The 20011-nt window shown below is 63.6% G+C and carries 17 protein-coding genes; 9 read left to right on the top strand and 8 right to left on the bottom strand.

The genetic code is table 11. The features are described 5' to 3' along the window. Positions 1–267 precede the first annotated feature (267 nt). Both AC3CCE_RS15785 and AC3CCE_RS15780 read left to right on the top strand, forming a co-directional pair. Complete coding sequence (locus tag AC3CCE_RS15785) at positions 268–1152, top strand: phosphotransferase family protein (RefSeq protein WP_023736174.1); 885 nt, start codon at positions 268–270, stop codon at positions 1150–1152. Next, entirely contained in the window at positions 1149–3602 is a 2454-nt protein-coding gene (locus AC3CCE_RS15780) for a GcvT family protein (protein ID WP_352511006.1), read from the top strand. Before AC3CCE_RS15785 ends, AC3CCE_RS15780 begins: the two co-directional genes overlap by 4 nt. 12 nt (positions 3603–3614) lie before the next feature. Here AC3CCE_RS15780 and AC3CCE_RS15775 read toward each other — a convergent pair whose 3' ends face one another. Continuing rightward, positions 3615–4247, bottom strand: coding sequence for a class I SAM-dependent DNA methyltransferase (locus AC3CCE_RS15775; RefSeq protein WP_352511007.1), 633 nt, complete (start codon positions 4245–4247; stop codon positions 3615–3617). 107 nt (positions 4248–4354) lie between these two features. Between AC3CCE_RS15775 and AC3CCE_RS15770 the strand changes: the two genes are divergently transcribed. Further along, entirely contained in the window at positions 4355–5257 is a 903-nt protein-coding gene (locus AC3CCE_RS15770) for a phosphotransferase (RefSeq protein WP_352511008.1), read from the top strand. A gap of 1 nt (position 5258) precedes the next feature. Here the strand turns inward: AC3CCE_RS15770 and AC3CCE_RS15765 are convergent, their stop codons facing one another. Together AC3CCE_RS15765 and AC3CCE_RS15760 are read right to left on the bottom strand one after the other, a co-directional pair. Next, entirely contained in the window at positions 5259–6182 is a 924-nt protein-coding gene (locus AC3CCE_RS15765) for a DMT family transporter (protein WP_352511009.1), read from the bottom strand. Positions 6183–6254: 72 nt separating this feature from the next. After that, positions 6255–7535, bottom strand: a complete 1281-nt coding sequence (locus AC3CCE_RS15760) for an amidohydrolase family protein (RefSeq protein ID WP_352511010.1) — start codon at positions 7533–7535, stop codon at positions 6255–6257. Between the two features lie 175 nt (positions 7536–7710). On the opposite strand from AC3CCE_RS15760, the gene AC3CCE_RS15755 reads away from it, so the two are divergent. Next, on the top strand, positions 7711–9468 hold the full coding sequence (locus tag AC3CCE_RS15755) for an ABC transporter ATP-binding protein (protein WP_352511011.1): 1758 nt from the start codon (positions 7711–7713) through the stop codon (positions 9466–9468). Positions 9469–9735: 267 nt separating this feature from the next. On the opposite strand, the gene ilvD is transcribed toward AC3CCE_RS15755, so the two are convergent. Then, positions 9736–11580, bottom strand: coding sequence for a dihydroxy-acid dehydratase (ilvD, locus tag AC3CCE_RS15750; protein WP_352511012.1), 1845 nt, complete (start codon positions 11578–11580; stop codon positions 9736–9738). A 271-nt stretch (positions 11581–11851) separates the two neighbouring features. Here ilvD and AC3CCE_RS15745 point away from each other — a divergent pair, with 271 nt between their 5' ends. Then, positions 11852–12322 carry a VOC family protein gene (locus tag AC3CCE_RS15745; RefSeq protein ID WP_352511013.1) on the top strand — a complete coding sequence of 157 codons (471 nt, stop codon included), beginning with the start codon at positions 11852–11854 and terminating at the stop codon, positions 12320–12322. A 180-nt stretch (positions 12323–12502) separates the two neighbouring features. Here the strand turns inward: AC3CCE_RS15745 and AC3CCE_RS15740 are convergent, their stop codons facing one another. Then, on the bottom strand, positions 12503–14095 hold the full coding sequence (locus AC3CCE_RS15740) for a peptide chain release factor 3 (protein WP_352511014.1): 1593 nt from the start codon (positions 14093–14095) through the stop codon (positions 12503–12505). Between the two features lie 140 nt (positions 14096–14235). On the opposite strand from AC3CCE_RS15740, the gene AC3CCE_RS15735 reads away from it, so the two are divergent. Then, entirely contained in the window at positions 14236–15309 is a 1074-nt protein-coding gene (locus AC3CCE_RS15735; protein ID WP_352623985.1) for an NAD(P)/FAD-dependent oxidoreductase, read from the top strand. Here the strand turns inward: AC3CCE_RS15735 and AC3CCE_RS15730 are convergent. The 3 genes from AC3CCE_RS15730 to AC3CCE_RS15720 form a co-directional block, all read right to left on the bottom strand. Continuing rightward, the gene (locus AC3CCE_RS15730) at positions 15303–16676 is read right to left on the bottom strand and encodes an amidase (RefSeq protein WP_352623987.1); all 1374 of its coding nucleotides are present in this window, start codon (positions 16674–16676) and stop codon (positions 15303–15305) included. The two genes, AC3CCE_RS15735 and AC3CCE_RS15730, sit on opposite strands and share 7 nt — an antisense overlap. Positions 16677–16974: 298 nt before the next feature. Next, entirely contained in the window at positions 16975–17769 is a 795-nt protein-coding gene (locus tag AC3CCE_RS15725; RefSeq protein WP_352623989.1) for a class II glutamine amidotransferase, read from the bottom strand. A 15-nt stretch (positions 17770–17784) separates the two neighbouring features. After that, positions 17785–18039, bottom strand: coding sequence for a DUF6356 family protein (locus AC3CCE_RS15720; RefSeq protein ID WP_023685117.1), 255 nt, complete (start codon positions 18037–18039; stop codon positions 17785–17787). Positions 18040–18153: 114 nt separating this feature from the next. Here AC3CCE_RS15720 and AC3CCE_RS15715 point away from each other — a divergent pair, with 114 nt between their 5' ends. The 3 genes from AC3CCE_RS15715 (at position 18154) to AC3CCE_RS15705 (ending at position 19855) form a co-directional block, all read left to right on the top strand. Then, the gene (locus AC3CCE_RS15715; protein WP_023690042.1) at positions 18154–18624 is read left to right on the top strand and encodes an Lrp/AsnC family transcriptional regulator; all 471 of its coding nucleotides are present in this window, start codon (positions 18154–18156) and stop codon (positions 18622–18624) included. A gap of 85 nt (positions 18625–18709) precedes the next feature. Further along, positions 18710–19195: a dUTP diphosphatase gene (gene dut / locus AC3CCE_RS15710; protein ID WP_023698959.1), complete on the top strand. Its 486-nt coding sequence runs from the start codon at positions 18710–18712 to the stop codon at positions 19193–19195. Then, positions 19196–19855, top strand: coding sequence for an HAD family hydrolase (locus AC3CCE_RS15705; protein ID WP_023725825.1), 660 nt, complete (start codon positions 19196–19198; stop codon positions 19853–19855). Positions 19856–20011 lie beyond the last annotated feature (156 nt).

The following is a 20011-nucleotide window of genomic DNA, read 5'->3' as shown; positions in this document are numbered from 1 at the left end:
TTCGGAACTGCCACGGGAGGGTGATGGCAGAGCCGCAATTCACGGACCGGACCGTCTGGCCAGACCGTCTGGGTTTGAACTGGCACAAAAGTTTCTCAAATCCGCGGGGGCGGAGACCGGGTATCAAAACCTGGCCAGAGGGGCTCGTCGGTGCGGCGCGGGATAGGAGTTCCTGCGTCCCGCACCGACGTGATTTTTGCGTTTCCCAACGCTCGTTGCGCGGCGCATGGCGCCCAAGAAAGCTCCGCAAAAGTCAGGGATGGTCCCGTGACTGCTGAAGACCGCATCCGGGCCTTGCCCTGCTGGAACGGCAACATCGACATTGCGCCGCTGCCGGGCGGCCTCAGCAACGCCAATTATCTGGTCAAGGACGCAGCCGGGCGGCATGTCGTGCGCTTCGGCCAGGACTATCCATTTCACCACGTCTTTCGCGACCGCGAGGTGATGACGGCCCGCGCGGCGCACGCCGCAGGCTTCGCGCCGGCGGTCCGCCATTCCGAACCCGGCATTATGGTCACGGAATTCCTCGGCGCGAAAACCTTTGTCGCCGAGGATGTGCGCGCCAATATCGGCCGCGTCGCAGCCCTTATGCGCGGGTTCCATCGCGAGATGCCCAATCACATCTCCGGCGCCGGCTTCATGTTCTGGGTCTTCCATGTCATCCGCGACTATGCGCGAACGCTGAGCGAAGGCGGCAGCCGCAAGCGGGACGAGCTGCCCAGGCTGCTGGCGCTGGCCGACGAACTGGAGCGGGCGCAGAAGCTGCTGCCGATCGTGTTCGGCCACAATGATCTTTTGCCGGCAAATATCCTCGACGATGGCGACAGGTTGTGGCTCATCGATTTCGAATATGCCGGTTTCAACACCGCGATGTTCGATCTTGCCGGCGTTGCCTCCAACGCCGAGATGAGCGACGCGGAGTCCTTCACTTTCCTCACGGCGTATTTCATGCGCGAGCCGGATGAGGCGATCCGCCGCTCGCACGCGGCCATGCAATGCGCCTCGCTGCTGCGCGAGGCGATGTGGAGCATGGTTTCCGAACTTTACCTCGACGCGCCCGGCATCGACTACGTCGCCTACACCGCGGAGAACCTGACGCGGCTCGACGCGGCGCTGGACAATTACCGCACGAAGTACGGGACACAGTCATGACATTGCCTACACATGCCGGCATCGTCGTCATCGGCGGCGGCATTATCGGCTGTTCGACGGCCTATCACCTGGCGCGCGACCACAAGGCCGATGTCGTGCTGCTGGAACAGGGCAAGCTGACCTCGGGCTCGACCTGGCATGCGGCCGGGCTGGTCGGCCAGTTGCGCTCGTCGGCCTCGATCACCCGCGTGCTCAAATATTCGGTCGAGCTCTACAAGGGACTGGAAGCCGAAACCGGGCTCGCTACCGGCTGGAAGATGACCGGGTGCCTCAGGCTTGCGACCAATGCCGACCGCTGGACCGAATATAAACGGCTGGCGACGACGGCCAGGAGCTTCGGCATGGACATGCAGTTGCTGTCGCCAGGGGAGGTCAAAAAGGTGTGGCCGCTGCTGGAGACCAGCGACCTCGTCGGCGCCTCCTGGCTGCCGACCGATGGGCAGGCCAGCCCCTCCGACATCACGCAGTCGCTGGCCAAGGGCGCGCGCATGCATGGCGCGAAGCTGTTCGAGGATGTCCGCGTCACCGGATTTGACATGATGGACGGGCACATCACCGCGGTGAAGACCAACAAGGGCGACATTGCTTGCGACAAGGTGGTGAACTGCGCCGGGCAATGGTCACGCCAGGTCGGCGCGATGGCCGGCATTTGCGTGCCGCTGCAACCGGTCAAGCACCAGTACATCATCACCGAGAAGATCGACGGGCTGGCGACCGACGCGCCGACAATCCGCGATCCCGACCGCCGCACCTATTTCAAGGAAGAGGTCGGCGGGCTGGTGATGGGCGGCTATGAGCCGAACCCGCAGGCCTGGGCGACCGGCCTGCCCGGCGGCGATGTCCCCGATGACTGGGAGTTCCGCCTGTTCGACGACGACTACGATCATTTCGAACAGCATATGAGCCAGGCGATCGCGCGCGTGCCGGCGCTGGAGACGGTCGGCGTCAAGCAGATGATCAACGGGCCGGAGAGTTTTACGCCGGACGGCAATTTCATCCTCGGTGTCGCGCCCGAATGCGCCAACATGTTCGTCGGCGCCGGCTTCAACGCCTTCGGCATCGCTTCCGGCGGCGGCGCCGGCTGGGTGCTGGCGCAATGGGTGGTCGACGGTGAAGCGCCGCTCGACCTCTGGGTGGTCGACATCAGGCGCTTTTCCGGCCTGCATCGCGATCGGCAATGGGTCAGCGATCGCACGCTGGAAGCCTATGGCAAGCATTACACGATCGGCTTTCCGCATGAGGAGTATTTGTCGGGCCGGCCGCGCATCGTCTCGCCGCTCTACGAGCGGCTGAAAGCGCACCGCGCGGTGTTCGGCTCCAAGCTCGGCTGGGAACGGCCGAACTGGTTCGCGCCGCAGGGCGCCACATCCGAAGACATTTATTCCATGGGCCGGCAGAACTGGTTTGGCCCGGTCGGCGAGGAGCATCGCCATGTGCGCGAGAAAGTCGGCATCTTCGACCAGTCGTCCTTCGCCAAATACGAAATGACGGGTTCGGATGCGGCTAAGGCGCTGGACTGGATCTGCGCCAACGATGTCGCCAAGCCGGTGGGACGGCTGACCTACACGCAGCTTCTCAACACGCGCGGCGGCATCGAGGCCGATTTGACGGTGGCCAGGCTCGCCGAAGACAAATTCTACATCGTGACCGGCACCGGCTTCCGCACGCATGATCTCTCCTGGATCGCCGACCATGTCGGCAAGGGCCTCGACGTGACGCTGAAAGATGTCACCGAGGATTTCGGCACGCTCTCACTGATGGGACCGCGGGCCCGCGACGTTCTGGCTGCCGTGACCGATGCCGATGTCTCGAACGCCGCCTTCCCGTTCGGCCATATCCGCGAGATCACGACTGCCGGCCATACGGTTCGGGCGCTGCGCGTCACCTATGTCGGCGAGCTTGGTTGGGAATTGCATGTGCCGATCGCCGCCACCGGCGAGATTTTCGACACGCTGATGGCGGCAGGCAAGCCGCACGGCATCCGGCCGATCGGCTACCGGGCGCTGGAATCACTTCGGCTGGAGAAAGGCTACCGCGCCTGGGGCTCCGACATCACCCCCAACGACACGCCTCAGGAGGCCGGCCTCGGCTGGGCGGTGAAGCTGAGGAAGAACACCGATTTCGTCGGCCGGCGGGCGCTCGAAAAGATCAGCGGCGCCGACCTGAAGAAACGCTTTGCCGGCTTCACGGTCGACGATCCCGGTATCGTGCTGGTCGGACGCGAGACGATTTTGCGCAATGGCGAGCCGGTCGGCTACCTCACCAGCGGCGGCTATGGCTACACGCTGGCCAAGAACATCGGTTACGGTTATGTCCGCAATGCCGATGGCGTCGGCGACGATTTTCTCAGCTCAGGCGACTATGAGCTGGTGGTGGCGATGGAACGGACGCCGGCCAAGATCCATCTCGAGCCGATGTACGATTCGGCGATGAGCAAGATCAAAGCGTAGACGAAACCTGGATTAGCTCACACGAAGCACGAGGCCGCGGCTGGGCACGGTATCCGACTCGCCCGGCATCGAGACATAGGGCGCCGTCTCCTCGGCGCGGACAACCCTGCCCTCAGCTTCGAGTACAGCGATGCGTTCGGCGAAGCCGGCGTTCCACAGCGTGTTCTTGACCGTCAGCACGATGATGCCGTCCGGCCGGCAGATGCGGATCAGTTCGTCCAGTCCCTCGGCGCCGACATGCCCGGAGGTGAAAACGCCGGCCGAGACGATGCCGGCATAGGCATTGTCGGCAAAGGGGAGCGGCCCGCCGAGCGCCAGGCAATGCAGCGCCGAATAGACGCCCTTTGCCGCCGCCTTGGCCAGCATGCCTTGCGAAATATCGAGCGCTTCGACCTGGGGATAGCCGGTGATGGCCAGCCACTCGCCGATCAGCCCGGTGCCGGCCCCGGCATCGAGAAGCGGGGCCGCGCCGCGCGGCAGATGCCGTGCGAGCAGGGCCAGGCAGATCGTCGGATGGCGGTAGCCGGCGGCCGACATATCGGCATCGTAGGTTTCCGACCAATTGTCATAGATCGCGGCGACGTCCTCGGGCCGTTGCGCTGAATAGGCGGCGCCAAGCCCGCCATGATCCTTGTTGCCCGCCATGGCTGTTTCTCCGCCAGCTCGCTGCTCACCCTCGATCGGGATGATAGCCAAACGGCGAAAACTGTGGAACCGTTGTCGCAAGAAATAACACGCCAGGGGCAACAGGCATGGGGACCGACGAGGCACGCGCAACACTTGCAGCGATTCCGGCATTGGCGGGCTATGACGGACCGCTGGAGCGGCTGGGCGGGATGACCAATCTCGTCTTTAGGGCCGGCGATATCTGCCTGCGCATCCCCGGCAAAGGCACCGAGGAATATATCAACCGCGCCAATGAAGCGGTGGCGGCGCGTGAGGCGGCCAAAGCGGGCGTCAGTCCGGAGGTGCTGCATGTCGACCCCGCGACAGGCGTGCTGGCGAGCCGTTTCGTTGCCGGCGCCGTGACGATGTCGCCGGACAAGTTCAAGCTGCGCGCCGGCAGCCCGGCCCGCGCCGGCGAAGCCTTCCGCAAGCTGCACACGTCCGGTGCGGTGTTTCCGTTCCGCTTCGACCTGTTTGCGATGATCGACGACTATCTCAAGGTCTTATCGACCAAGGACGTCGCCTTGCCGCCGGGCTACCACGACGTGGTGCGCGAATCCGACACCGTGCGTGCCGCCCTTGCCGCGCATAGACTGCCGCTTGCGGCCTGCCATTGCGATCCGCTGTGCGAGAATTTTCTCGATACGGGCGAGCGGATGTGGATCGTCGACTGGGAATATTCGGGGATGAACGACCCGCTCTGGGACCTCGGCGACCTCTCGGTCGAAGGCCGGTTCGACACCGCGCAGGAGGAAGAGATGATGCGCGCCTATTTCGGCGGCGAGGCGAAACCGGCCGAGCGCGGCCGCGTCGTTATCTACAAGGCGATGTGCGACCTGTTGTGGACGTTGTGGGGGCTGATCCAGCTTGCCAACAACAACCCGGTCGAGGACTTCCGCGCCTATGCCGACGGCCGCTTCGCCCGTTGCAAGGCGCTGATGGAAACGCCTGAGTTTTCACGGCATCTGGCGGCGGTGCGCCAAGGTTAGGTCAATTCACGCCTTTCGGCACGTTCTCCGGCGGCACGACTGTTTCGACCACCTTCTGGCGGTGGAAGATGAACAGGCCGGCGAGCACGACGATGGCCGAGCCGATCAGGATGCGCGGTCCCGGCACGTCGCCGAAGAAGGCCAGGCCGAAGATCACCGCCCATAGAAGGAGGCTGTAGTGCAGCGGCGCCAGCGTCGAGGCAGGGGCCAGTTTCAGCGCCCTGGTAATCATCAGATGCGCGCTGCAGGAGACGATGCCGAGCAGGAGCATGGCGCCGAAATCGAGTGCCGGCGGCGCCTTCCAGGCGCCGATGGTCATCACGGCGCCAACCAGCAGCGTGCCGATCGTCTGCCATGTGACCAACGTGGTGTCGCTGGTGCCGCGCAGGCGGCGGCTGAGGATGATGGCGAAGGCGAAGGCAATGCTGCCGACCAGTGCGAACAGCGAGGACTGCGAGAACGCCGCCGAAGAGGGCTTCAAGATGATCAGCACGCCGCAGAAGCCGACCAGGATGGCGGCCCAGCGGCGCCAGCCGACCTTTTCGCCGAGCAGGAAATGCGACAGCGCCGCCACATAGATCGGCCCGGCCATGTAGAAGCTCATCACGTCGGCAAGCGGCAGATAGACGACGGCGGCATAGAACAGCGCCGTGTCCACCGTGGTCGCCAGCACGCGCAGAATCTGGAGGACCGGCCGCTCCATCCGGAACAGTCTGCCGGCGCCCTGGTTGGCGATCATCGGGCCGAGCACGATGAAGGCGCCGATCGATCGGATCAGCACCACCTGGCCGACCGAGAAGCTGGCGACCAGCCATTTGCCCATCGCGTCGTTCAGCGCGAACATGAAGTCGCCGGCCAGCATCAAAAGGATGCCGGCCAAAAGCACGTTCCTGATGGTAAAGGTGCGGACGAGCGACTGGGCCATGCGGCTCCCTAGCTGCAAGCGGCCGCTTTGACGAGGCAAATCGGTAAGACCAGCGGCGGAAATCGGCTGTTTCTACGCAGTTTTGTGCCGCCGGTTCACCTGTCCGGGACGGCCGGCGATCGACAGCCGTGTCTCCTGCTTCGTGCGCTCGGCCACCACCTTGCCCCTGGCGACGACGCACAGCCGTTCGGCACGTAACCTCAAGGCCTCGATCGGGTTGCCGGCATCGAGAATGACGAAGCTGGCGCGCTTGCCCACGGCAAGGCCGAGATGATCGAGGCCCATGATGGCGGCGTTGACGTTGGTGACCATGTCGAAGCAGCGCGCCATGTCGGCAGGGCTCGACATCTGAGCGACGTGAAGCCCCATGAAGGCGACGTCGAGCATGTCGGCGGTGCCCAGCGAATACCAGGGGTCGAGAACGCAATCCTGGCCCCAACCGACGCGGATGCCGAGCGCCAGCATCTCCTTCACCCGGGTCATCCCGCGGCGTTTGGGAAACGTGTCATGGCGGCCCTGCAGCATGATGTTGATCAACGGATTGGGGATCGCCGACACACCGGCCTCGGCAATCAGCGGCAGGAGCTTGGAGACGTAATAATTGTCCATCGAGTGCATGGAAGTCAGGTGCGAGCCGGCCACCTTGCCCTGAAGGCCAAGGCGGTGGGTCTCATAGGCAAGCTGCTCGATGTGGCGCGACAGTGGATCGTCGGTCTCGTCGCAATGCAGGTCGACCATCAGCCCGCGCTTCGACGCGATTTCGCACAATTCGGTCACCGAGCGCGTGCCGTCGGCCATGGTGCGTTCGAAATGCGGGATGCCGCCGACGATGTCGACGCCCATGTCGAGCGCGCGCAGCGTGTTCTGCCGCGCCGTCGGCGAACGGTAGAAGCCATCCTGCGGGAAAGCGACCAGTTGCAGATCGATATAGGACGCAACAATCTTCTTGACGTCGAGCAGCGCCTCGACCGCCAGCAACCTGTCATCGCAGACATCGACATGGGTACGGATGGCGAGCAGGCCCATCGAGACCGCCCAGTCGCAATAGGCGAGCGCCCGCTCGCGAACCGCGTCATGCGTCAGGAGCGGCTTCAGCTCGCCCCATAGCGAAATGCCCTCCAGCAGCGTACCCGAAGCGTTGATGCGTGGAATGCCGTAGGACAGCGTGGCATCCATATGGAAATGCGGATCGACGAAGGGCGGCGAGATCAGATTGCCACGGGCGTCGATCGACGTGCCGGCGCTGACATGCAGTTCGGGCTCGATGGCGACGATCGTCTCGCCGATGATGCCGAGGTCGGCGACGGTGCCGTCGGGCAGCGTTCCGCCGCGCACAACAAGGTCGAAATCCATCTGTCGTCATCTCCCCGCAGATCAATCGCCGCAATCGTGGCACAAAAGACACCGTGCCGCAGCCGTTTGCCTCCGCAACAGCGAAAGGTTCCATCCGGCCACAACTCGCTCTATAAGCCGCCTTTCGCCCTGGTGGCGAATCCGAAATTCGTCAGTCAGGCATGGGATCGGCCATTTGTTTCGCTTCTTCCGTTCGACGGAAAACCAGCGCCTTATCGCAAGGCTTTTGCGGGAATCCTTTCACGCGCATAGATTTGGCTACGCTGCGGCCATTCTGTCGATGCTGGTTGTGGCGGCAACGACAGCAGCCAGCGCCTATATGCTGCGCGAAATCACCAATGAATTCGTGGTTTACAAGAGGATTGGGCAGGTCAATCTGATCGCGGCGGCGACCGGAGCGATTTTCATTCTCAAGGGCTTCGCAAACTTCATCCAGGCCTACTTCATGAGCAGGGTCGGCAATGCCATCATCGCCGACCGGCAGCGCAAGATCTATGACAGCATTCTCGCGCAAGGCATCGAATTCTATCATTCGACCTCTTCGTCCGAACTGATTTCGCGCATGACGAACAATGCCCAGGCCGCGCGCAGCGTGCTCGACCAAATCGTCACGTCCTATGTTCGCGACCTGGTGACGCTGGCTGCGCTGGTGGGGGTGATGGTCTGGCAGCAGCCGGCGCTGTCCCTGATCTGTCTGGTGATCGGGCCGATCGCCATTTACGGCGTCAATCGTATCCTGAAGCGCGTCCGAAAAATTGCCTCGCAAGAATTCCGTTCGCTCGGCCAGATCGTGCAGGTGATGCAGGAAACTGCGATCGGCGTGCGCGTCGTCAAATCCTTCGGCCTCGAAGGCGCCATGCGGAAGCGCATGTACAAGGCCGTGTCGGACGTGGAGAGCCGCGCCAACAACATCGCCACGCTGGAGGCCGCCACCAGCCCGGTTATGGAAACGCTTGCGGGGCTGGCCATCGCTGGCGCCGTTTTTGTCAGCGGCTTCCTGGTTCTGGGCGGCGGCGGTCAGATGCCGGGCAACATCATGGCCTTCATCGCGGCGCTGCTGTTGGCCTATGAGCCGGCCAAGCGCCTGGCCCGCGTACGCATCTCGCTTGAAACCGGCATTGTCGGCGTGCGCATGATGTTCCAGCTCGCCGACCGGCCGCTGACGCTGGCCGAAAAGCCGGATGCAAAGCCGCTGCGGGCAGGGCCGGGCGAGATCCATTTCGACAATGTCAGCTTCGCCTACCCCGAAAGCGCGCCGGTGTTCGAGGGACTGGACCTGACGCTTGCCGCCGGCAAGATGACGGCGCTGGTCGGACCCTCGGGCAGCGGCAAGTCGACCATCCTCAACCTGATCATGCGCATGTACGACCCGCAGGTCGGCAAGGTGATGTTCGATGGCCAGGACATTTCTTGTGCCACGCTCACCTCGGTCAGGGAAAAGATCGCGTATGTCAGCCAGGACACGTTCCTGTTTGCCGGCACGATCATGCACAACATCAGGCTCGGGCGCGAGGGCGCCACCGACGAGGAAGTAATGGCCGCCGCAAGGGCCGCCAATGCACATGACTTCATCAGCGCCCAGGCGAAAGGCTACGACACGGATGTCGGCGAGAATGGCGCGCTGCTGTCAGGCGGCCAGCGCCAGCGCATCTCGATCGCACGCGCCATGCTGCGCAATGCCGAAATCCTGCTTCTGGACGAGGCGACCAGCGCGCTCGACGCCGAATCCGAGGCGCTTTTCCGCGACGCGCTGCAGCAGCTGACGGTCGGGCGCACCACCATCGTCATTGCCCACCGCCTGTCGACCGTGCACCAGGCCGACACGATCGTGGTGCTGGAGGCCGGCAAGATGGTGGAAAGCGGCGCGCATCGCACGCTGCTCAACCAAGGCGGGCTGTATCAGAAGCTTTATGAGTACCAGTTGATGCCGTGAGCTTTACCCTCCCCTTGTGGGGGTGAGCAGCCGGTTCGCCGAAGGCGAATTCATCGTGCCAGTGGCACGATGAAAGGCCGGCGAACGCCGGGACGCTGCGAAGCAGCGGGGACCCGGCCGGCGGACCGTGTAATGCCCGGCCCTTCGCAGGCTCAGGGCATTCGAAGCTCCAAAAGCCAAGCAGTTGGCTTTTCGTCCGCTATGCGGACCACTTCTCACCCCCACAAGGGGGAGGTAGGGGGAGGTAGGGGTCGGCGCCGCCCCCCCTCACTCCGGCACGTGCCGCACCGCGCCCTTGTCGGCGCTGGTGGCGAAGGCGGCGTAAGCGCGCAGCGCGGTCGTCACCTTGCGTTTGCGCTTTTCCTCGGGCTTCCAGGCCATGGCGCCCTTTGCCTCCATGGCCGCGCGGCGCGCGTCGAGTTCAGCGTCGCTGACAGCAAGCCGGATCGTGCGGTTGGGGATGTCGATCTCGATCGTATCGCCTTCCTGCACCAGTCCGATCGTGCCGCCTTCCGCTGCTTCGGGCGAGGCATGGCCGATCGACAGGCCTGATGTGCCGCCGGAGAAGCGGCCGTCGGTGACCAGCGCGCAGGCTTTGCCGAGGCCTTTCGACTTCAGATAACTCGTGGGATAGAGCATTTCCTGCATGCCGGGACCGCCGCGCGGTCCTTCATAGCGGATGACGACAACATCGCCGGCCTTGATCTCGTTGGACAGGATCGCCTTGACGGAGGCGTCCTGGCTTTCGAACACGCGGGCCGGGCCGGTGAACTTCAGGATCGATTCATCGACGCCCGCGGTCTTCACGATGCAGCCGTCGAGCGCCAGATTGCCTTTCAGCACGGCGAGGCCGCCGTCTTTCGAGAACGGCGTCTTGGCTGAGCGGATGACGCCCTTCTCGCGGTCGAGATCGAGCTCGTCCCAGCGGCGGTCCTGGCTGAAGGCGACCTGCGTCGGCACGCCCCCCGGAGCGGCGAGGAAGAAATCGCGGACGCTCTGGCTCAACGTGCGGGAAATGTCCCAATGGTCGAGCGCTTCGCCAAGGCTCGCCGTATGCACCGTGGGCAGGTCGCGATTGAGCAGCCCGGCATTGTCGAGCTGGCCAAGGATGGCCATGATGCCGCCGGCGCGGTGGACGTCTTCCATATGCACGTCGGACTTGGCCGGTGCGACCTTGCATAGCACCGGAACCCGCCGTGACAACCGGTCGATGTCTTCCATGGTGAAGTCGACTTCGCCCTCGTGCGCGGCGGCCAGGATATGCAGCACGGTGTTGGTCGAGCCTCCCATGGCGATGTCGAGCGTCATGGCGTTCTCGAAGGCGCCCTTGGAGGCGATGCTGCGCGGCAGTGCGGACTCATCATCCTGCTCGTAGTAGCGCTGGGCGAGATCGACGATGAGATGGCCGGCCTCGACGAACAGCCGCTTGCGGTCGGCGTGGGTTGCCAGGGTCGAGCCGTTGCCGGGTAGCGACAGGCCGAGCGCCTCGGTCAGGCAATTCATCGAATTGGCGGTGAACATGCCGGAGCACGAGCCGCAGGTCGGGCAGGCCGAGCGTTCGATGACCTTGACGTCCTCGTCGGAGATCTTGTCGTCGGCGGCGGCAACCATGGCGTCGACCAGGTCGAGCGCCTGTGTCTTGCCGGCGAGCACCACCTTGCCGGCTTCCATCGGCCCCCCGGAGACGAAGACGCTTGGGATATTGAGGCGCAAGGAGGCCATCAGCATGCCGGGCGTGATCTTGTCGCAATTGGAGATGCAGACCATGGCATCGGCGCAATGCGCGTTGACCATGTATTCGACCGAGTCCGCGATCAGCTCGCGCGACGGCAGCGAATAGAGCATGCCGTCATGGCCCATGGCGATGCCGTCATCGACGGCGATGGTGTTGAATTCCTTGGCGACACCGCCGGCCTTCTCGATCTCGCGCGCCACCAGCTGGCCAAGGTCTTTCAGATGGACATGACCCGGCACGAACTGGGTGAAGGAATTGACCACCGCGATGATCGGCTTGCCGAAATCCGAATCCTTCATGCCGGTGGCGCGCCACAGGCCGCGGGCGCCGGCCATGTTGCGGCCGTGGGTGGTGGTGCGGGAGCGATAGGCAGGCATGAATCTTCCTTGGCTGGCTGGCTGCGCTCAACGCGGAGCGTGGCGGCGCTTAATTTGGACCGCAGGGTTTATAGACCGGCAAGTATGGTCTGGCCACATTTTTGCAATGCGCCAGAGTCTCGCTGAAAATCAGGGTTTCGAAAAAGATTGCCGGCCAGTGTCGGATCGCTAGCCCGGCATCCGTCCTTGGGACGACGGCAAGGGAATGGCATCATTTCTACAAATCAGCCGCTTCACCTGTAACCGCAACCAAACACCCGAGGAGCATGACATGCAAAAGATCACCACCTGCCTGTGGTTCGACGGCCAGGCCGAAGAGGCGACGAATTTCTACGTCTCCATCTTCAAGAACTCGAAGGTACTGAGCGTGCTGCGTTGGCCCGAAGGCCATACCGATGCCGGCAAGGCGCTGGTAACCACGTTCGAACTCGACGGCGTGCGGTTCCAGGCGCTCAACGGCGGACCGCAATTCAAGTTCAACGAGGCGATGTCACAGTCGATCGACTGCAAGACGCAGGAAGAGGTAGACTATTTCTGGGACAAGCTCATCGAAGGCGGCGGCGAACCGTCGCAATGCAGCTGGCTGAAGGACAAGTTCGGCGTCTCCTGGCAAGTCGTGCCGGAGCAACTGCCGCGCCTGCTTCTGGATCCGGACCGGGCCAAGGCGGGGCGGGTGATGTCGGCGATGATGCAGATGAGCAAGATCGATATTGCCAAGATCGAGGAAGCTGCGGAGGGGTGAGAGGCGGTCCGCGTAGCGGACGAAAAGCCAATTGCTTGGCTTTTCGAGCTTCGAACACGCTGAGCCATGCGAAGGGCCGGCGCGGGTTGGAGCCAATTGACCCTTCAACGTCGGCGCTGCCCCTCATCCGCCCTTCGGGCAACCTTCTCCCCGTAAACGGGCAGAAGGAAAAGGGGCGCCTTACGCCGCCTTGTCGCGGACCTGGTAGTCCTTGACGGTTGCGAAGCGGATCGCCTTCCAGCGTTCGGCTTCGTAGTTCAGCGAGAAGGCGTGCTGGGCCAGAAACACAGGGTCGTTGTCGAGGTCGCGGGCGATGTCGCCGCGATGCGCCTCAATGAAGCGAAGCGTTTCGGCCTTGTCGTCGGCAGAGATCCAGCGGCAGACCGAGAAGCGCGACATTTCGAATTCGACCGGCAGCGTGTATTCGAAATTCAGCCTTTCCTTCAAGACGTCGAGCTGCAGCGCGCCGACAACGCCGACGATGGCCGGCGAGCCATCCTCGGGCGAAAACAGCTGCACGACGCCTTCCTCGGCCATCTGGTGCAGCGCTTCCTTGAGTTTTTTCGCCTTCATCGCGTCGCCGAGGCGCACACGGCGCAGGATTTCCGGCGCGAAGTTGGGTACGCCGCGGAACAGTATCTCCTCGCCTTCGGTCAGCGTATCGCCGATACGCAGCGTGCCGTGGTTGGGAATGCCGACGACATCGCCGGCAAACGCTTCGTCGGCGGTGACGCGGGTGCGGGCAAAGAAGAACTGCGGCGCCGACAGGCTCATCGGCTTGCCGGTGCGCACCAGCTTGGCCTTCATGCCGCGCTCGAGCTTGCCCGAACAGACGCGCACGAAGGCGATGCGGTCGCGATGGTTGGGGTCCATATTGGCCTGGATCTTGAACACGAAGGACGTCATCTTCTCCTCCGTCGCCTCGACCTTGCGGGTGTCTGCGTCCTGCGCACGCGGCGGCGGGCCGAAGGCGCCGAGCGCCTCGATCAGGTCGCGCACGCCGTAATTGCGCAGCGCCGAGCCGAAATAGACCGGTGTCAGATGACCTTCGCGGAAGGCGTCGATGTCGAGCGGGCGGCAAGCTTCGCGCGCGAGCTCCAGCTCCTCGATGAAGGCCTCGCGCTCGTTTTCCGGCAGCAGGCCGGCGACGCGGTTGGAGTCGGGGCCGTTGACCGGCGTGCGGTCTTTCTCGGCATCGCCCCTGCGCACAGCGTTGAGCGCCAGGTGGTAGGTGCCGGCAAAAGTCTTGCCGCGGCCGATCGGCCAGGTGATGGGGGCGGTGTCCAGCGCCAACTTCTGCTCGATCTCGTCGATAATTTCGAACGGGTCGCGGCTTTCGCGGTCCATCTTGTTGATGAAGGTGATGATCGGGATGTCGCGCAGCCGGCAGACTTCGAACAGTTTCAGCGTGCGCGGCTCGATGCCCTTGGCGGCGTCGATGACCATGACGGCCGAGTCGACCGCCGAGAGCGTACGATAGGTGTCGTCGGCGAAATCCTCGTGACCTGGCGTGTCGAGCAGGTTGAAGACATTGTCCTCATATTCGAAGGTCATCACCGAAGTGACGACCGAAATGCCGCGCTCGCGCTCGATCTTCATCCAGTCGGACCTGGTCTGGATGCGGTCCTTCTTGGCCTTGACCTCGCCCGCAAGCTGGATGGCGCCGCCGAACAGCAGCAGCTTTTCGGTGAGCGTCGTCTTGCCGGCGTCTGGGTGGGCGATGATCGCGAAAGTGCGGCGGCGCGATACCGCCTGTTCGATGTCTTCTGCCAATTTGTGGAATCCTGTCTGTGGCGCGGGCTTCTAGCAGCGCATTGCTGGCCTGTCGACAGTTTCGGGCCGGCAGGCCTCGACCGCCCTTGAGCTTAACCCGCTGCGGTGGCATCAGAGGAGCCCATTTTGAGAGGTCCGGCATGAGCAGCGCTAAGGAAGTCATCGTCATCGGCGCCGGCATTATCGGGGCGTCCATCGCCTGGCACCTGACCAAGGCCGGGGCGCGGGTGACTGTGATTTCCGATAGTGGTGCCGGCGGCGTCGCCACGCCAAACTCCTTTGCCTGGATCAACGCCAGCTGGGGCAATCCCGAAATCTATTTCCGGCTGCGCATCCGTGCGATGGCCGAATGGAAGCGGCTGGCAAACGAGCTGCCCGGCCTGCCGCTCGCCTGGTGCGGCGGGCTGTGCTGGGATCTGCCGGCCGACAGGCTCGAAGCCTACGCGGCTGAGCACGCTTCCTGGGGTTACGGCATCGAACGCGTCGACGCCGGGCGCGCAGCGCAAATCGAGCCCAATCTCGTCGAGCCGCCGGAATTCGCTGTCTATGTCGCGGAAGAAGGCGTGGCCGAACCGGTCGCAGCGGCCAAGGCGCTGCTGGCCGACGCAGAACGGCAAGGTGCGCGCGTTCTCTCCAGTTCTGTAACCGCACTTGTCCAGACCGATGGCAGGATTGCCGGTGTCGATACATCGCATGGGCTGATGCCAGCCGAAGAGGTGGTGATCGCAGCCGGTGTCGGGGCGCCCGATATTGCCGCTACCGTCGGCATCAAGCTGCCGATCGAGACGCCGCCCGGTCTGATCGTCCACTCGCAGCCCTACAAGAAGCTCCTCAACGGGCTGGTGCATGCCGAAAAGCTGCATATGCGCCAGACGGCGGAGGGCCGCATCATCGCCGGCTCGGATTTCGCGGGGAGCGATCCCGGTGAGAATCCCGACGCCACGGCGCGCGAGTTGTTTGCAGCAATGAAGGCGGCTTTGCGCGGCGCCGACGAACTGGAATTTGATTTCCACACGGTTGGCTACCGGCCGACGCCGATCGACGGCTTTCCGATCGTCGGCCGCGCCGAGGGCACGGAAGGTCTCTATGTCGCCGTCATGCATTCCGGCATAACGCTGGCGCCCGCGGTCGGGCTGTTCGCCACGCGCGAAATTCTCGACGGCGAGCGTGATCCGCTGCTGACGCCTTATGGGTTGGGTCGGTTTGCTCAGTAGCCCGGCGGACGCTTGAAGCCGCCGGTGAGCGCTTCGATCGCCTTGGCGATGCCGAGCAGCCGCGATTCCGACCAGCGCTTGCCGACCAGTTGCAGGCCGATAGGCAGGCCGTCGCGGTCTTGCCCGCAGGGCAGCGAGAGTGCCGGATGGCCGGAATAATTGAAGACCGCGCCATAGGCCGGTAGCATCCAATAGCGTTGCTCCTTGCCGTCGACTTCGATCGGCGTGCCGGGCTCACAATGCGCGAACGCCGTGGCCATGGCGACCGGGCACAGCAAGGCATCGCAGGTCTCGAAGAACCTGTCCCAGGCCAGGATCGAGCGGTCGCGGCGAGCGAGCGCCTCGAACCAATTGGTGATCGGCGTTGGCTGCTTCGGCGGTTCGGGCTGCGCTGCCTCCAGCATCATGCCGATCAGATCGCCGCCCTGCTCCAGATCGTCGTGCAGATGGATCTCAGGCAAGTTCGCTTCTTCCACAATCACCCCTGCTGATTGCAAGCGCTTGGCCAGGCTTTCGACCGCGGCAGCGATTTTACCAGCCACCGGAAAGCCGGGGAAGGACGGCGCGACGGCGATGCGCAATGTCTTGAGGTCGAGCCTGGGCATGGCCTCTACGGGCACCGGCGCGAGGTCGGTGTCTGCTCCGTCCGGGCCGGCGATGATTTTGTAGATCAGCGCAAGATCCTCCACGCTGCGCGCCAGCGGGCCGAGGCAGGACATCAGCCGCACGCTACGCGCCGCGCCGTTCGGATCGGGGAAGGCGCCGGCCAGGGACACGCGGTGCTCGGTCGGTTTCAACCCGTAGACACCGCAAAAAGCCGACGGCAGGCGGATCGAATCCTGCATGTCGGTGCCGACATCGAACGGCGTCATGCCGGTCGCCACCGCTGCCGCTGCGCCACCGCTGGACCCGCCTGACGTGCGCGAGCGGTTCCACGGATTGCTGGTGCGACCGAACAGCGGATTGTCCGATTGCCAGTCGCCCAGCATCGTCGCGACATTGGTCTTTCCAATCAGGATGCCGCCTGCTGCCTTGATCCGGGTAACGACAGGGCTGTCCTGCCGCGCCGCATAGTCGGCGAAAGGCGGAAAGCCCACCGTGGTCTTCATCCCGGCCGTTTCGTGCGTGTCCTTCAAGGTGAAGGGCACGCCATGCAGCGGCCCGAGCGCATCGCCGCGCGCCTGCACCGCGTCGGCTTGTTTCGCGCGCTCGCGGGCGCCTTCCCCATCGAGATTGACGACCGCGTTGATTGCCCCGTTGTGCCGGTCGATCTCGGCGAGATGCGCGTCCAGCGCCGCGACGGCGGAGATCTTTCGGGCCGCGATTGCAGCGGCGAGATCGATGGTTGAGGAGAAGACGAGGTCCATGGTTGCTCCGGCTGCTGCCAAACGTATCGCGGTTTAAAACCAAGTTCAGCATTCGGAGATCATCGGCGCTTGATCAAAATTGCGCTTGCCGGTCGGTTGAGGTTGGCGCTCTACGGCGCCCCCTCTGTCCTGCCGGACATCTCCCCCACTTTGGGGGAGATTGGCAGCTTTGGCTTCGGCGCCTCTTTTCTGCGTTGAAAATTGGCGAAGGCCGCCATGACCTCCAATCTCCCCCCTCGTGGGGGAGATGTCCGGCAGGACAGAGGGGGGCGCGAAGGAATGCGGCATAGACTAGGGCCTAGACGACCAGTGCCAGCCTTGCCACAGCCGGCACGAACGGCCGAATGCTCATCCCATCACCCGTAATGGTCACAAAACTCGCGGGCGGGATGGCCTGCCATTCCCCGCCCTCGCGATCGAAAGGCTCCGACACGATGCAACGGCCGGCATTGCGCACCGACGTGTACAGCGTCGGCGCGTGATCGTCGCTGGCATAGCGCACGGCATACAGCGCCTTTCCATCCGAAAAGGCCGCAGTCAGTTTCAAGGCTGGCTCCAGACCGGCGCGGCGCGATGCCTCGATGACGCGGGCGGTGGCGCGCGATACTGCCCCTTGCGGGTCGCCAGCAAGACCCTCGTCGATCATCAGCAGGAAAAGCAGCTCGGAATCGGTGGTGCCTTCACGCTGGTCGAACACGGCGTCGCAGAGCGAGTTCTCCAGCGCGCGGCGGATCTTTTCGAAGCCGCCGATCTGGCCGTTGTGCATGAACGACCATCTGCCGGAGATGAAGGGATGGCAGTTCATGCGGCTGGTGGCGCCGCCGGTCGACGCTCTGACATGGGCGAGGAACAGGCCGGATTTGATCTGCCGGCAAAGGCTTTTCAGATTGGGATCCGACCAGGCCGGCAGGATGTCGCGGTAGAGGCCGGGCTCGGGCCGGTCGCCATACCAGGCAAGGCCGAAACCGTCGCCATTGGTCGGCGACTTGGCTTCCTGGGCGCAATGGCTCTGGGCGATGAGCGAGTGGCAAGGCGCGGTGACGACGTCCTCGAGGAAGACCGCGTCACCCAGATAGGCCGCCCATCGGCACATCGCTTCTAACCAATCCTAGGCGCGATCCAAGAGAGCCTGGGGCTCCTTGACCGCGTGCGAGCCTCTGTTGTGCGTCCGTTCATAGAGTTCGCGAACGATTCGGCTTGCCGTAGTTTCGAAGAGAAACGGCAAGAAAGCGTGAACGAGTGCCGCACCAGCGGCCATCAGGAGGCGCGAGCAGAACCAGGCGGCAAAGGCCATATGGCTGAAATAGGTCTCGCCCACCTTGGCCGGGTGAGAGGTGAACAGCTTCGAAAACAGCGTCGTCATGGTGATCCCTCCTGCCGGGATAAGCCCCGATGTGGGTATCCTGCCACGGGGTAAAGGTTCATCGGTCTCAATTTGTCCTTGTCTAACGCCGTGGTTCGGGACATTCATCCCAACATGGCGCTTGAATTCGATGAAATCGACCGAAGATTGCTGGCCGAGCTGCAACGCGACGGCACACTGTCGGTTGATCAGCTCTCCGAAAAAGTGTCGCTGTCGCGCAACGCCTGCTGGCGCCGGGTCAAGCGGCTGGAAGAGGACGGCGTCATCACCGGACGGGTGGCGCTGGTCGATGCCGACAAGCTCGGGCTCGGGCTTTCGGTGTTCATCCTGATCCGCACGTCCAATCATGACCCGGACTGGCTGCAGAAGTTTCGGGCGGCGGTGACCGGTTTTCCCGAGATCACCGGAGTCTATCGCATGTCCGGCGATCTCGACTACGTGCTGCGCGCCCGCGTCGCTGACATGAAGGCCTATGACCGGCTCTATCAGCGGCTGATCGCCAAGGTGGCGCTGTCGGACGTTTCGGCCTCCTTCGTCATGGAGGAGATCAAGGAGACGACCGTCGTTCCGGTGGAATTGCGCTAGGTCACACTGACGCCTGAAAGAAAGCCGTTGATAGGCCTGCGGACGAGTTGACCGAATCGCCGTTCGCGCCGATAGGATCGATTTTATGCGCGCAGCCTTCCAAAATTCCTCCGTCATTGGTCCCACTGTCGGCTTCGTCAGGTTGCCGCATGGCGATGGACTTCCCCTTCCCGCTTACGAAAGCACCGGCGCCGCCGGCATGGATCTGCGCGCCGCGGTGCCGGAAGACCGGCCGCTGCTGATCCTGCCTGGCAAGCGCGCCTTGGTGCCGACCGGTCTGATCCTGGAAATTCCCGAAGGAATGGAAGGCCAGGTGCGGCCGCGCTCCGGCCTTGCCTTCAAGCATGGGCTGACCGTCCTCAATTCACCAGGCACGGTCGACAGCGACTATCGCGGCGAGGTTAAGGTGCTGCTGGTCAACCTCGGCGACGAGGATTTCGCGGTGACGCGCGGCATGCGCATTGCCCAGATCGTCTTTGCCGCGGTGACGCAGGTGACGGTTGAGGAGCGCTCGCTGGCCGGCGCCACGACGCGCGGCGCGGGCGGGTTCGGATCGACCGGCACCGCCTGAATGAGCATACCGAAACTGGTCATCTTCGACTGCGACGGTATCCTGGTCGACACCGAGAACCTTGCCAACCGGCGGCTTGCCGAGTGGTTTGTTGCCGCCGGTTATCCCACCACATTCGAATATTGCCGCAAATATTTTTCCGGCCGCAGCATGGCTTCGGTGCAGAAGGAAATCGAAGAGACGACCACGGTGCGGCTAGGCGCCGATTTCGTCGATCGCTGGAATGCCGGCCTGCCCGATCTGTTTGCGCATGGCGTCGAGGCGATCCCCTATGTGCGCGACTTCATCGAGGCGGTTCGCGCGGCCGGCATTCCCTATTGCGTCGCCACTTCTGCGCGTATCTCGAAGATGCACATCACGCTCGGCCAGACCGGGCTGCTGCCGCTGTTCGAGCATGCCATGTTCTCTTCGACCATGGTCAGCCGCGGCAAGCCGTTCCCGGACCTGTTCCTGCATGCGGCAAAGACCATGGGTTTTGCGCCGGCCGACTGCATCGTCATCGAGGACAGCGTTGCCGGCACGCAGGCCGGCATTGCCGCGGGCATGCGTGTCTATTCCTATCATGGCGATCCCTATTCCGACCGCGATGGCCTGGCCGGCGCTGGCGGCGTCCTGTTCGACGACATGCGCGAACTTGCCGGGCTGGTGCCGATCCACTGAAGCTGTGTTAGGTTCCGCGCGTCCAGCCTGAGGCGCCCATGCCAACGAACCTGCTTCGCTCCATCCCAAAGCGTTTCACCGTTTCATGGAAACGGCGAACCGCTCTATCTTTTTGTTTTGTCGCAATTTCCGGCCGGAAAACCGCACACACTTTTC

The organism is Mesorhizobium sp. P160187 (assembly GCF_057766425.1).
This window is presented reverse-complemented; position numbering and strand designations above follow the sequence as displayed.

Bases quoted from the DNA above. Each gene is read 5' to 3' on its own strand.
- AC3CCE_RS15705 (WP_023725825.1), top strand. From the start codon at position 19,196: ATGAGCATACCGAAACTGGTCATCTTCGACTGCGACGGTATCCTGGTC.
- AC3CCE_RS15760 (WP_352511010.1), bottom strand. From the start codon at position 7,535: ATGGATTTCGACCTTGTTGTGCGCGGCGGAACGCTGCCCGACGGCACC.
- AC3CCE_RS15780 (WP_352511006.1), top strand. From the start codon at position 1,149: ATGACATTGCCTACACATGCCGGCATCGTCGTCATCGGCGGCGGCATT.
- AC3CCE_RS15775 (WP_352511007.1), bottom strand. From the start codon at position 4,247: ATGGCGGGCAACAAGGATCATGGCGGGCTTGGCGCCGCCTATTCAGCG.
- AC3CCE_RS15715 (WP_023690042.1), top strand. From the start codon at position 18,154: ATGGCGCTTGAATTCGATGAAATCGACCGAAGATTGCTGGCCGAGCTG.
- AC3CCE_RS15765 (WP_352511009.1), bottom strand. From the start codon at position 6,182: ATGGCCCAGTCGCTCGTCCGCACCTTTACCATCAGGAACGTGCTTTTG.
- AC3CCE_RS15725 (WP_352623989.1), bottom strand. From the start codon at position 17,769: ATGTGCCGATGGGCGGCCTATCTGGGTGACGCGGTCTTCCTCGAGGAC.
- AC3CCE_RS15735 (WP_352623985.1), top strand. From the start codon at position 14,236: ATGAGCAGCGCTAAGGAAGTCATCGTCATCGGCGCCGGCATTATCGGG.
- AC3CCE_RS15745 (WP_352511013.1), top strand. From the start codon at position 11,852: ATGCAAAAGATCACCACCTGCCTGTGGTTCGACGGCCAGGCCGAAGAG.
- AC3CCE_RS15770 (WP_352511008.1), top strand. From the start codon at position 4,355: ATGGGGACCGACGAGGCACGCGCAACACTTGCAGCGATTCCGGCATTG.
- AC3CCE_RS15730 (WP_352623987.1), bottom strand. From the start codon at position 16,676: ATGGACCTCGTCTTCTCCTCAACCATCGATCTCGCCGCTGCAATCGCG.
- ilvD (WP_352511012.1), bottom strand. From the start codon at position 11,580: ATGCCTGCCTATCGCTCCCGCACCACCACCCACGGCCGCAACATGGCC.
- AC3CCE_RS15720 (WP_023685117.1), bottom strand. From the start codon at position 18,039: ATGACGACGCTGTTTTCGAAGCTGTTCACCTCTCACCCGGCCAAGGTG.
- dut (WP_023698959.1), top strand. From the start codon at position 18,710: ATGCGCGCAGCCTTCCAAAATTCCTCCGTCATTGGTCCCACTGTCGGC.